General features: G+C 61.0%; 10 protein-coding genes. 3 read left to right on the plus strand and 7 right to left on the minus strand.

The genetic code is table 11. The features are described from left to right. Window positions 1–102: 102 nt before the first annotated feature. Window positions 103–2,562, minus strand: a complete 2,460-nt coding sequence (locus ACSEXS_RS01185) for a type IA DNA topoisomerase (RefSeq protein WP_438431356.1) — start codon at window positions 2,560–2,562, stop codon at window positions 103–105. Between the two features lie 221 nt (window positions 2,563–2,783). On the opposite strand from ACSEXS_RS01185, the gene ACSEXS_RS01190 reads away from it, so the two are divergent. Beyond that, window positions 2,784–3,983 carry a polysaccharide deacetylase family protein gene (locus ACSEXS_RS01190; protein WP_438431357.1) on the plus strand — a complete coding sequence of 400 codons (1,200 nt, stop codon included), beginning with the start codon at window positions 2,784–2,786 and terminating at the stop codon, window positions 3,981–3,983. Between the two features lie 18 nt (window positions 3,984–4,001). Next, complete coding sequence (locus ACSEXS_RS01195) at window positions 4,002–5,312, plus strand: glycosyltransferase family 39 protein (protein ID WP_438431358.1); 1,311 nt, start codon at window positions 4,002–4,004, stop codon at window positions 5,310–5,312. Between the two features lie 292 nt (window positions 5,313–5,604). Here ACSEXS_RS01195 and ACSEXS_RS01200 read toward each other — a convergent pair whose 3' ends face one another. The 6 genes from ACSEXS_RS01200 to ACSEXS_RS01225 form a co-directional block, all read right to left on the minus strand. Continuing rightward, complete coding sequence (locus ACSEXS_RS01200) at window positions 5,605–6,558, minus strand: copper amine oxidase N-terminal domain-containing protein (protein ID WP_438431359.1); 954 nt, start codon at window positions 6,556–6,558, stop codon at window positions 5,605–5,607. Window positions 6,559–6,628: 70 nt separating this feature from the next. Beyond that, on the minus strand, window positions 6,629–7,282 hold the full coding sequence (locus ACSEXS_RS01205) for an NAD(P)H-dependent oxidoreductase (protein WP_438431360.1): 654 nt from the start codon (window positions 7,280–7,282) through the stop codon (window positions 6,629–6,631). Between the two features lie 158 nt (window positions 7,283–7,440). After that, window positions 7,441–8,505 (minus strand): ribosome small subunit-dependent GTPase A, encoded by a 1,065-nt coding sequence (gene rsgA, locus ACSEXS_RS01210; protein ID WP_438431361.1) that lies wholly within the window; start codon window positions 8,503–8,505, stop codon window positions 7,441–7,443. A gap of 55 nt (window positions 8,506–8,560) precedes the next feature. Further along, entirely contained in the window at window positions 8,561–8,983 is a 423-nt protein-coding gene (locus ACSEXS_RS01215) for a GNAT family N-acetyltransferase (protein ID WP_438431362.1), read from the minus strand. Between the two features lie 531 nt (window positions 8,984–9,514). Further along, window positions 9,515–10,918 (minus strand): aspartate aminotransferase family protein, encoded by a 1,404-nt coding sequence (locus tag ACSEXS_RS01220; RefSeq protein WP_438431363.1) that lies wholly within the window; start codon window positions 10,916–10,918, stop codon window positions 9,515–9,517. Window positions 10,919–11,068: 150 nt separating this feature from the next. Beyond that, window positions 11,069–12,106 (minus strand): LCP family protein, encoded by a 1,038-nt coding sequence (locus tag ACSEXS_RS01225; protein WP_438431364.1) that lies wholly within the window; start codon window positions 12,104–12,106, stop codon window positions 11,069–11,071. Window positions 12,107–12,371: 265 nt separating this feature from the next. Between ACSEXS_RS01225 and ACSEXS_RS01230 the strand changes: the two genes are divergently transcribed. Then, window positions 12,372–12,719, plus strand: a complete 348-nt coding sequence (locus tag ACSEXS_RS01230; protein WP_438431365.1) for a hypothetical protein — start codon at window positions 12,372–12,374, stop codon at window positions 12,717–12,719. Window positions 12,720–12,763: the final 44 nt, after the last annotated feature.

A 12,763-nucleotide genomic window follows, 5' to 3' on the forward strand; every position in this document is an offset into this window, starting at 1 on the left:
GTCGGAAAACGGCCTGTTTGATTTGCCCTGACGGCAAGGAAGCTTTAGACGCGCCATCTGCGGCGGCTTGCGATCGCTTCCTGCCCCCGACGGGCTTGGCTCCTATTCGGCTCGGTGCAGCTCCAGCGCACCCGTCGCCGGATCGCGCAGGACGAGCCGGCCGTCGAAGGAGCCGTCCGCGTCGCTGAACTTCAGCTTGCCGGTGCGTCCCTTCTCGGCGAGCTGGCGCACCATGCTGTCGGACAGCGATTTGCCGAAGCTGTCCTTCCAGATCACGAAGCCGCAGCCTTCCTTGTAGCGGCTGCAGCCGTAGCCCCGGCGGCCCATGAACAGCTCGCCGCCGCAGCCCGGCCGCGGGCAGCGGGCCACCCGAGGCCGCTCCCCGGCCGCTGCCGGAGCGGCCGCCGAGGCGCGCGAATCGCTGCCGGACGTCGCTGCGGATGCGCGGGCTCGAACCTCGGCGGCCGCGCTCGGGGCCGGCGCTCCACCCGACCCGCGCCTGCTGCCAGCGGCCGCCTGCGCCGCCGATGCGCCGCCGGTGCGGCCCGCGCTCTTCGCCGCCGCGCCGCTCCCGCCGCGCGCCGAGGCCCGCTTCGTCCCGGCGGCTCTCGCGGCGGTGTCCCCGCCTGCCGCACCCCGGCCCGTACCGCGCCCGCGTGCGCCGCCCGGCCGTCCCGCGCCGGCGGTCTCGCCGAAGGCGGTCTTGTCCGCCGCCGCCTGGCGGCTGACCTTGTCCACGATCAGCCGCGCGAACTGCTTCACCTTCTCCATGAAGGCGGCGCTGTCGGCTTGGCCGCGGGCGATGTCGTTCAGCCGCCGCTCCCACTGGCCGGTCATCTCCGGGGAGGCAAGCAGCTCGACGCCCGCGCCGCGGATCAGCTCGATCGCCATGCGCCCCTTCGGGGTAACGGCGATCTTTTTGCCCTGCATGTCGATGTAGCCGACCTGCTTCAGCCGCTCGATCGTCGCGGCCCGGGTGGCCGGCGTACCGAGCCCCGAATCCTTCATCGCGTCGCGCAGCTCCTCGTCCTCGACCTGCTTGCCCGCGCTTTCCATCGCCTTCAGCAGCGTGCCTTCCGTATAGGATTTGGGCGGCTGCGTTTCCTTCTCGACGGCATTCGCTTCCTCGCAGTGTACCGGGCGCGCGCCATCCAGCACGAACGGGGAGGAGGTTTCCTCCTCGGCACTCGGATCGTCGGAGTCCGGCCCGGCCTCGTTCGCCTTGGCCTTCGCATTCCGCCGGTTTTTCCGGGCGGCTTCCTCACCGGCATAAATCGCCTTCCAGCCTTCGGCCAGCAGCTCCTTGACGGTCGTCTTGAAGCGTTCGCCCTCCGCCTCGGTCAGCACGGTGTGCACCTTATATTCCGCCGGAGGATAATACTGGGCGAGGAAGCGGCGAACGACCAGGTCGTAGACCTTCTGCTCGTCCGGAGAGAGCGCGCCCGGCTTCTTCAGCGTCGGCAGAATCGCATGGTGATCCTCGACCTTGGCCGGATTGCAGACCGCCTTGTTGTTCTTGTGCACCCGCGCCGGATCGGCACCCGCCGCCAACTCGCCGTAGGCGGTGGACTTCAGCATCTCCAGCGACTTGCGCATATCCGGCAGGTTTTCCTCCGTGACGTAATTGGAGTTGGTCCGGGGATAGGAGATGACCTTGTGCTTTTCGTACAGCCCCTGGGCGAGATCCAGCGTCTTCTTGGCGGAGAAGCCGAGCTTTGCGTTCGCCTCGCGCTGAAGCAGGGTCAGGTCATACAGCTTATAGGGATATTCCTTCGTTTCCTTGATATCATAGGAGGCGATCCGGCCCGGCTTGTCCGCCACTTTGGCGGCGATCGCCTTGGCTTTGTCCGGGTCGGCGATTCGCTCGCCCTGCCACAGCCCGCGATAGCGGGCTTCGTCCTGGCGAAAAAAAGCCTCCACCTCGTAAAATTTCGCCGAGGTGAACGCCTCGATCTGCTTTTGCCGATCGTAGATGAGCGCCAGAACCGGCGTCTGCACGCGCCCCACGGAGAGCAGCTCGTTGTGCCTGACGGTAAACGCCCGCGAGCCGTTCATGCCGATCAGCCAGTCGGCTTCGCTGCGGGCCCGCGCCGCCCGGGTCAGGTTGTCGTAGTCCGCGCCGCTCTTCAGCTCGCGGAAGCCGCGGCGGATGGTCTCCGCCGTCAGATCCGAGATCCACAGCCGGTCGACCGGCTGGCGCAGCTTCAGGTGCTGCTGGATATAGGCGAAGATGAGCTGCCCCTCGCGCCCGGCGTCGCAGGCGTTGACGATGCGGCCGCACTGCTTGGCGAGCTCCGCGATCACCTTCAATTGATCCTTCGTGCGGTAGACCGGAATCAGCTTGAAGGTGTCGGGGATGATCGGCAGGTCGGCCATCCGCCATTTCTTGTATTTGTCGTCGTATTTGTCGGGCTCGGCCAAGGTGATGAGGTGGCCGATCGCCCAGGTGATGATGTAGCTTTCGCCTTCCAGGTGCGTCCGCCGGTTGGCCGCCTTCGGTTCGATGGCGGCGGCGATGTTGCGCCCCATATCCGGCTTTTCGGCGATGACAAGGGTCTTCATGCGGTTTCCTCCCCTTCGAGAAGTATAGCAGATTGCGGCTCCCGGCGGGAGCGAGCAAGGGAATTGCCGTAAACCGCAACCAAACCGGGCGTTCGTTCGTCCCTATTTAAGGGGTTTCTTAAGAATGGTAAAGAAACTCTTAAGATGCGACGCGGCTTCTTTACGGAAACGGGTCGATCCCGTATACTTGCTTTTGGAATAAAGGGGAGGTCTATTTTACATTGAACACGCGCAAGCTGGTGCCGCCGCTTCTCGTCCTCATTGCTCTATCGCTGATTCTTGCTTCCTGCGGGCTTACCGGCAAAAGCTCCTACCAATTTTTCGTTAACGGCAGCGAGGTCAAGAAGCCGTCCACGGAGACGAAGCAGGATGAACTGTACGTTCCGGCATCCTTTTTGAAGGAGAGCCTGGGGATGGAGGTCAACTGGACCGCCTCGGCGAAGAACGACACTCCGCCCGCAAAGGGCGTCTATTACACCGACCGCGTCCAGACGCTGATGTATCACGACATCTGGCCGAAGGATCAGCCCGGCCGTTCCTCCATCACGGTGGCCGACTTCCGCAAGCAGATGGAGCTGCTCCGGGACGAGGGCTTTCACGTGATTTCCATGGACCAGTACGCCGACTTCATCTTGAATAAAGGAAAGGTTCCCGACAACGCCGTGCTGCTCACTTTTGACGACGGGTACGAAACCTTCTATACCTACGCCTATCCGATCCTGAAGGAATTCGGCTACACCGCGACCAACTTCTTGATCGTATCCGGCGTAGACGACCCCAAGAAGGCGGGATCGCCCAAGCTGAAATGGGACCAGATCCGCAAGATGAAGCAGGACGGAATGAGCTTCTACAGCCACACCTACGATCAGCATATTACCGTCGCCGTGGACGCCAAGGGCTCGCAGAAGCCCGCGCTCATGCACGCCCAGTACCTGAAGAAAGAGAAGCGGATGGAAACCGCGGAGGAATACCGCAAGCGGATTTCGGACGATCTGACGAAGGCGGAGGAACGCCTGAAGGCCGAGCTCGGCAACAAGCTCAGCGTGCTCTGCTTCCCCTACGGCAAATACAGCCTGACTACGCTGGAGGTGGCCAAGGCGGCAGGAATCGACTTCATGTTCACCACCATGGAGGGCATTGACACCCGGGCAGACCGGATCGGCTACCGGATGAACGGCTCGAAGGCGGGAGAGAAGCCGGAGACGTTGATCGGGCGGATGAAGCAGGGGGACCGGACGCTGGAAAACAAAGAAACCCGGGGAGTCCTGAGCGTCAACGGCAACGACATTCCTCTGTCCGGACTGACGCCGGAAATGAAGGACGGCGAGCTCATGGTGCCCCTGCGGGAATTCTGCAACGCAACGCGAGTGGGGCTGGTCTTCGACAAGAAACGCCAGCGCATTGAGTTAACGGCGACCTGATGATAGAATGAAGAAAGTATGCCCAAAACCCAGCAACGGGCAGCAAGGGCAACCATCGTCTCGAAAAGAGGGGTTGACATCAAACCAGTGGCAGCAAGCGGCAATCTATTCAAAAAATCGGCCAAATACCTGATCGTGCTCGTGTTGGCAATCGCCTTTTTCATGCGGTTTGACTATGTGTCCCACTACAAATTTCCCCAGATCAAGAACGACCAGTACAACTACACTGTCATGGCGGCGCAAATTATCGAGGACGGCGTCTACGGCTACAAGTCGGAGGCTCCGAACGCCAAGGTTCCGCCCGGCTGGCCGCTGTTCCTGGTCGGCGTGTTCAAAGTGTTCGGCTACGGCGATATGCTCCATACGCTCTATGTAATCCGCATTTTTAACTGCCTGTTCATGACGGGCACCATCTATTTTCTCTATCGGATCGGCTGCCGCTTATTTAATCGGGCGGCCGGGTTGATTGCGGCCGGCATCGCCACCGTCTACGGCCCTTATCTGTTCGTGACCGGTCTCATCCTGACCGAGAATCTGTTCCTCTTGCTGTTCCTCGCCGCGGTCTATTACCAGGTGAAGATCATCCAGGAGAACAAGCCCAGGGATCATATCATCGCCGGAGCCTTGGCGGCCCTCGCCACGCTGGTGCGGCCCAACACCATCATCATCACGGTTGTGCCGTATCTGTTCCTCTGGATCAAGCACAAGAAGCTCTTCCTCAAGCAGATCGCCTTCGGCGCCGCGGCCTTCGCCGTGTGCATGCTGCCCTGGTGGATCCGCAACCTGATCACGCTGGACAAGTTTATTCTCCTGTCTCAAGGATCGGGCAATCCCTTTCTGGCCGGGACGGAGCCGTATTTCAAGAAGTCGATCCCCTGGAACGACATCGACTACGATCACCAGACAGAAATAGGCCTGGAGCGGATCAAGCAGGGGTTGAAGGACGACCCCAACACCTGGATTCGCTGGTTCACCACCGGCAAGACCAAGGCGATGTTCCTGAGAGGGATATACGCAGCGAACTACTTCGACTATCTCACGTGGAAGCCCTGGGAAACCGTGCTGCGCAAGCTGCACAAATTCCTCGTGTACTACGGGATGCCGCTTGCGGCCATCATGCCGTTCATCCGCCGGCCGTACCGGTTCCTCGCCGTGCACTTCTTCCTGTTCCTCTTCGTGCAGCTGCTGTTCATACCGGAAACCCGCTACACGCTCGGGATGATGCCGTTCCTGATGCTGATTGTCGCCGGAGTCATCACCGATCTGGTCGGACTCGGCCGGAAATGGATTGCAGGCCGCCGCGCCGCCCAGCCGGTTCAGTCGGCCTGATCGTACCTGGTGGAATAAGCCCGCCTCTTCGGAGGCGGGCTTTTTGGATGGGCGTTGCGGGTACGGGCCATTCATGGATGGGCGCTGCGGGTCCGGATCGTTCTTCCAATCGCTGTTGCCCCCGGATTTCTGAATGAGTCTGCTAAGGTTGAAATCCGGGGACAAAGGCGAGCGCTGCGCTTTTCCAGAACGACTCCGCCCCCTTCGCTTGGGAAGCCCGCCTCCTTGGAGACGGGCTTATTTGTTGCGTAAGGCCGCTGCGGACGGATTCCCGCTCCTCAGGCTCCCCCGCTTAGCGAAGCGGAGCGAACGATACCCGAACGCGTTCCAAGGACTGCCTCATCTGGGTGTATTCCTCGGTGAGGGCCGGGTCCTGCGTGTTGTACTGGACGTCGGAAGCGGCGATCATTGCGAACACCCGGCCTCCGGTTTCGCCCAGCACCCAGGAAGGGACGATTTCCAGGATGGCTTTTCCCGATTGTTCCCACTGCTTCTTCGGGCTGATCTGCAGGGTGAAGACGGTTCCGCCGACGGCTTGGTTGGCCTTGTCGACGAAGCGGAGAGAGACGACCCCGGTGTCCGGATCGGTCTGGGTCTCAACGGTGAACTTTCCTTTCCAATAGTCGGGCAGGGCGAGCGAGAAGCCCTGTTTCCGGTCCTCGTAAAGGAAGGTCGGAGCCGGGGAGACGGACGTCCCATTGACGGACAAGATATCCAGCAGGACGGTTTGATAGGCGCGCAGGTCGCCGCTTCCCGAAGCGGAGAAGGTCTTCGTTTCCACGCCGAAGGCGTCTCCCTTGATCGCAGCGGCGCCCAGCTTGCGGTTCGCGGCATCGTAGAAGGTCAGCCGCGCTTCCAGCCGGTTGAGGCTGTTTCCTGTGCCGGCATATTGCAAGTGGCCGGTGATGGCCGTATTGCCGCCGGAGCGGGTAAGGACGAGGTTGCCGACCGAAACGCCGGGAAAGTTGGGATCGGCGACGGTCAGAGGGCCGTTCCGGATGCGAACCGTCTTTGAGTCGGCCTCGTACCCGACGACCGCCCCCAGCTCTTCGGCCACGAAGCGGAGCGGCACATAGGTGCGCCCATTCACCTCAATAGCCGGATTGGCGCTGTCCGGGTGGACGCTCTGACCGTTGATTTCAAATAAAGCGGAGGTCAGTTTTGCTTGCAGGGAGGGAGCGGCAATGGCCGCGGTCGAGCCGGCCAGAAGAGCGCCGCTGAGCAGACCGAGCAGGAACTTTTTCATGGAGCACCTCTTTCAGGGGATATAGGGAAAAGACGATACGCCGGGCGGGGGAGTTGCGGAGGGTTTGTCTTTAATGATTCGTTCCGGCTTCTTTGGGAAATCGAGACAGGTATTTTTCGATTTTCTCTCTTAGGTTGACCCAGTCATACTCCTGCTTTGGAAAAATCTCATCGGGACGGTTTACGGCGGTTTTCACGGGGAGGGAGATGCCGGTATCCCATTCCTCCGAAAACGGGATGACCCTTAATTGAATCGTATCCAGAGCGTTGGCTATCGTATCATTGACCATCGCTTTGTAACTGGACAATGCCCAGTCTGACCCGCCGCCGTGGGAAAGGATTCCGGTCGGAATGCCATAAACCTCGGATTGGTAGCGATTGTCCTTCGCCCAGTGCAAAAATGTGATTTGCTCCATCTTTTCTAAAATCATGCTTAATTTCGCCGGTATCGGAGCGTAATGGGGAGACACGATAAACACCCTGTCACTGCGGATGATCTTCTCATAAATGAGGTTAAAGGCTGTATCGCAGACGCATCGATGCGTCCGGTAACACTGGCCGCACCCTGTGCAAGGCTGGAGCTGCCGGGTTCGCAAGTCGATGATCTCTCCGCAATAAAGCTCTTCCGATAAGCATTCCATGATCATCTTGCATATTCTAACGGATGTGCTATCGGTTAAGGCCTGATTCGTCATGTTGGATGCCGAAATGCATAAAACGTTCATCCTGTCCCTCCCTTTACGATTTACTGGCATATTATACCTTCCCCCAAAGCGAACATACAAACAAACGTTCTGTGTCCGTATCCGGCTCCGCGAGCTTTCCGATTCCTATCCAAAAAATAAAAGCCGAAGTCCTTGACGGCTTCGGCTTGTGCTTGTGGTCAATCCTCCGATTCGATTTGTCGCGATCCGCGTGTGGGTTGGGCTTGCTTGCGGCCGCCCTTCTCCTGGGCGCGCTGCTTTTCCTGCTCCTTGCGCGCGACGAAGGCGAGCTCGGATTCCAGTTTGCGGAAGCTGTCGTAGCGGCTGCGCTCCAGCGTTCCCGCCCGCAGCGCTTCCTGCACGGCGCAGCCGGGCTCCTTGCGATGCGTGCAATCGCCGAACCGGCAGGCTTCGGCCAGCTCCTCGATATCGGCGAAGGCGGCGGTCATGCCTTCCTCCGCCGACCAAAGCTGCAGCTCGCGCATTCCCGGAGTGTCGATCATCAAGGCTCCCCCGGCGAGCGGAATCAGCTCGCGGTGGGTGGTGGTGTGGCGGCCGCGCGAATCGTCCTCGCGGATGCCGCCGGTGGACATGACCTCGCTTCCGGCCAAGAAATTGGTCAGCGAGGACTTGCCGGCGCCGGACGAACCGAGCAGGGTCAGGGTGCGGCCGGCGGTCAAATAGGGGGCGAGCCCGTCCATGCCCGCACCGGTTACGGCGCTGACGGCGTGGACCGGGACGCCCGGAGCGATGCCCTCCGTCTCGGCGACGAACAAGGCCGGATCGTCGCACAGGTCGGACTTGCTCAGCACGATGACCGGCTGAGCCCCGCTCTCCCAGGCGGGAATGAGATACCGCTCCAGCCGGCGGAGATTGAAGTCGCCGTTCAAAGCGGCGATCAGGAACACCGTATCGACGTTGACGGCCGCGATCTGCTCGTCGGTCGTATTCCCGGCGATCTTCCGGGAAAACTTGCTGCGCCGCGGGAGAATCGCATGGATGGAGGCTCTTCCGTCCTCATAGCGGGGAGAGAGAGCCAGCCAGTCTCCGACCGCGGGGTAATCCTCCCGCTCCGAAGCGGCGAAGCGGAATTTGCCGGTTACCTCGGCAAGCAGCTCGCCTTGTGCGGTTTGAACGGTATAGATATGCTTGTGCTCGGCCGTCACGCGACCGGGAATGTGCCCGAGCGCGGCGTAGGGGACAAAGGCCTCGGCCCACTCGCTGTCCCAGCCCCACCGGGCCAAGCGTTCTTCATGGTTTGTCGTAATGATGATTCCTCCCGATTGGTTATCTTTTGGTTCATTCGTAGACGGTAAACATCCCGGTCATGCCGGGGGTGTGGTTGCGGAAGCCGAAGGCTTCGTAGAAGGCTTCGGTTCCCTCGGCTGCAAACAGTCCGGTAAACGCGAGCCCTTCCGGACTCCGCCGGCTCTGGGCATAGCGGATCAGACGCTCCAAAACGCCGCGCCCGATCCCTTGCCGCTGGTGCTCCGGCAGGACGGCCACGTCCTGGATATAGAAATACATGGCGCCGTCGCCGACCATCCGGCCCATTCCGACCAATTGTTCTCCGTGATAGACGACCACCCCGTGGAGCGTATTCGCGAGCGAGGCGACGGCCATTCGGGCATCGAGCGGCCCCCAGCCCACGGCTTCCCAGAGGGCGCGGTGCTCGTCCGCGGAAGGGATTCGTTCGAGGTAGGTATAAGCGGATGGGATCATAGCCATCCCTCCCATCTGGATGCGCGCATGCATGCGGCATCGTTCATTGAATTGTGGTCGACTGCCCTTTCAGTATAAGGGTCGGCTTCCCGCCGAAGAAAGAGAAAGAAAGAGTATAATGGAACGATCGTCAAGGCAGAAGTTTGACAAAATTTTAAAACTCCTGTATAGTTCAATCTTGTATCAGACTCAGTCAACCCCATACTTGCCTGTTAACGAATTGAATCCCCGCTACGCAAACTATCCTTCCTTCCAGGATTTACGAAGATCCCACCGGCGATACGATTCCAACGACAGGTTCGACAAAGCTTAATTCACACTGGCGCGGTCATCGGAGCCGCAAGGATGGAAGAGAGGCAGGGCTTTCATCGTTTTAAGATCACGATTGTCTGAATAGGTATGTGAGTTTGTCCAAGGCCGTCCTCCAGGGGCGGCCTTTTCCACGCGCTGCGGCGCAGAGAACGTCAAAAAGCCACTGCGAGGTTGCAGTGGCTTTTTGGATTCGGGGTGTGCGATTTAAGGCAGCCGTTCTTACCTGTCGCTTTCCTGCATATGGGCGAACGTCGCTTCCGCCGCTTCCAGCGTGTAAGTGACGTCGGCGTCGGTATGAGCCGTGGTCAGGAACCAGGCTTCGTACTTGGACGGGGCGAGGCAGATGCCCTTGTCCAGCATCAGCCGGAAGAACCGGGCGAACGCCTCGCCGTCGGTATCCTTGGCCTCGTCGTAGTTGGTGACGGGGTGGGCGCAGAAATGCGTCGAGAACGAGCCACGGATGCGGTTGATTGTCAGCGGTATGCCGTGGCGGGCCGCCGATTCGGCGATGCCTTCGGTGAGCCGGATGGCCAGCTTGTCCATCTGCTCGTAGATGCCCGGCTCGGCCAGCGCTTCCAGGCAGGCGATTCCGCTCGCGATAGAAGCGGGGTTCCCCGCCATCGTCCCGGCCTGGTAGGCCGGTCCGAGCGGTGCGACCTGCTCCATGATCTCGCGCCGGCCGCCGTAAGCGCCGATCGGCAGACCGCCGCCGATGATCTTGCCGAGGGCGGTCAGATCCGGTTCGATCGCGCGGAAGAAGGCGGCGCGGGCTGCGGCAGCGTCGGCGGCGAGCGCTTCGCCGGCCGACGGGCCGTCCAGGCTGGAGACGCGGAGCGGCTCCGGCACGAGCCCTTCGTAGGTCTGGGCCGAACCGTAATGGAAACGGAAGGCGGTGATCACCTCGTCGTATATGACGAGGGCGCCGTGGGCGCGGGCCAGCTTGCCGAGGCCCTCGAGGAAGCCCGGCTGCGGCATGACCATGCCGAAATTGCCGACGATCGGCTCGACCATCACGGCCGCGGTCTCCGCGCCCCAGCGGTCGAGCGCCGCCGCGAGCGCGTCCAGGTCGTTGAACGGCACGGTGATGACCTCGCCGGCGATGCTCTGCGGAACGCCTGCGCTGTCGGGAGTACCTAGCGTGGAGGGACCGGAGCCCGCTGCCACCAGCACCAGATCGGAGTGGCCGTGGTAGCAGCCGGCGAACTTGATGATCTTGCTGCGGCCGGTGAAGGCCCGGGCGACGCGGATGACGGTCATGACGGCTTCCGTGCCGGAGTTGACGAAGCGGACCTTGTCCATCGACGGGATGGCGGCCTTCAGCATCCGGGCGAGCTTGATTTCCAGCTCGGTCGGGGTGCCGTACAGCACGCCGGTCTGCGCGGCGCGAACGATCGCTTCGGTGACGTGCGGATGGGCGTGGCCGAGGATAATCGGGCCGTAGGCGCACAAGTAATCGATGTAGCGGTTCCCGTCTTCATCCCAGAAGTGGGCGCCTTGGCCGCGCTGCATGAAGACCGGGGCGCCGCCTCCGACGGCCTTGAAGGAACGCGAGGGCGAATTGACTCCTCCCACAATGTGGGTGAGGGCTTCCTGGTATAACGCTTCGGAACGGGGGCGGTTCATCCGTCGATACACTCCTTAATAGAAAATCGAGGGCGCCGTCCGACTGCCCTTGGCCTAAGCCCGGCGGGTCTGACGGAATCCCTCGTTTGTGAACGGGCGGCATTCCGCCGCGTATGCTGCTCTGAATCATGCCATTCCCGGCTATTCCGCTTACGGACTGGCCGAGGGCGTCGGCATCGCACCGGAAGCACCCGGAGAGGCCGAATCCGAGGGAGAGGGCGACGCCTGCTGCTCCTCCAGAAACTCCTGAATGAACGACTGCACGGCAGCTTGGTCTGTCCCGACAACCTGGGCTCCGCCTACGTTCAGTTCCTGAACGAGCTTGCTCGGAGGCAGCTGCTGGCTGGCGACGGTCCCGGCCATGACCTTATAGCCCAGCGTTCCCAAGCGAAGCATGTCATTGACCGACAGGTTCGTATCGATGTAAGGGTCCATCGCCGAGATGATCTTCGGCAGCTTCAGGATGTTCGTCGTGCTCTGCATCTTCTGGGCGACGGCGGTGAGGAATTTGCGCTGGCGCTCGGTGCGCGTGAAGTCCGACGTCGCATCGTGGCGGAAGCGGACGTACTGCAGCGCGGTCTTGCCGTCGAGGTGCTGGAAGCCCTTTTTGAGGTGGATGTCGAATTCATGTTTGTCCCAGGCGTCCTCGTAGTTCATATCCTTTTCGACATCGATGTCGATCCCGCCGATGGAATCGACGAGCGACATGAAGCCCTGAAAGTCGGTGTACACGTAATACTGGATTTGCAGGCCGGTAAATTCGCTGACCGTCTCGACGGCCAGGTTCGGACCTCCGTAGGCGAGAGCGGCGTTGATCCGCTCCTTGCCGTGGCCGGGGATGCTGACCCACGTGTCGCGCAGGATTGAGAACAGGGCGGCCTTCTTGGTCACCGGGTCGATGGAGGCGATAATGAGCGAGTCCGAACGGGGGATCTCGCCTTCCTTCTTGCCCCGCGAGTCGCCGCCGAGCAGGAGGATATTGACCCGGTCCTTGCCGACCCATTCCGGCGGAACGTACGTGGAGGCGGGTTCCTTGTTTCCGCCGGCCGTACCGGTGTTGGTGTTGGAGATGGCTCCTCCCTTGTGGAGGCCGTTCAACGAGCTGTATAAAGAATAACCATAATACCCGACCGAAATCAAAGCGACAAAAGACAAAGTCAGCGCGAGCCATTTGATTGCTTTGCGCATTCACAAACTCCTTCCGGGGAGGCGGGACGTTCCCGTTTCCTTGTGCCAATTTCTGTGTCTTAAGGGGCAGTTCCGGCCCCGAAGCCTGTCGAAAAAAAGACAGTGCCTGTTCCATTATACGGTCTCAGGCGGATAAGCCGCAATACGAAAAGTATGTCAGAAGCCGGCCGCCCTCATTCGGCGGGTTTGCATAATCTGTGCCGCACGCGCTCATCCTGACAACGAGCGGGAAAATTCGCCGCGAAAGCGCGAAAGGAGCATCGCCATGCTGGAACGAACGGATGCCCTCGCCTTGTTGGGGCTGGCCAGCGAAGCGGGGGAGGATGAGGTCGAATCCAAGTACCTGATCCTGGCCAAGCGGCATAAAAACAAGGACGACGACGAGCCCTCCTATCCGGGCGGGCCGGTGTTTTCCAAGGTGACGGAGGCTTATCATTCGCTGATCGGCTACCACAAGCTGGAGGCTCCGGTCTACGCGAAGCTGTCTCGGCGGGAGAAGCTTCGGTACCTCATCGACAATTACAGTCCCGAGATCGGGTTCGCGGTCTGCGCGGCGCTGCTGGCCGTCATGATGGCGCTCGGTATTTACTGGTTTATGAACGGACTGCGGTAACAAAATCCGATCAGCCCATCGCCGTTTGCGGGCGCTCGCCCGGG

It is taken from the genome of Gorillibacterium terrae (assembly GCF_051594785.1).
In the GTDB taxonomy this organism is placed as follows: domain Bacteria; phylum Bacillota; class Bacilli; order Paenibacillales; family NBRC-103111; genus Gorillibacterium.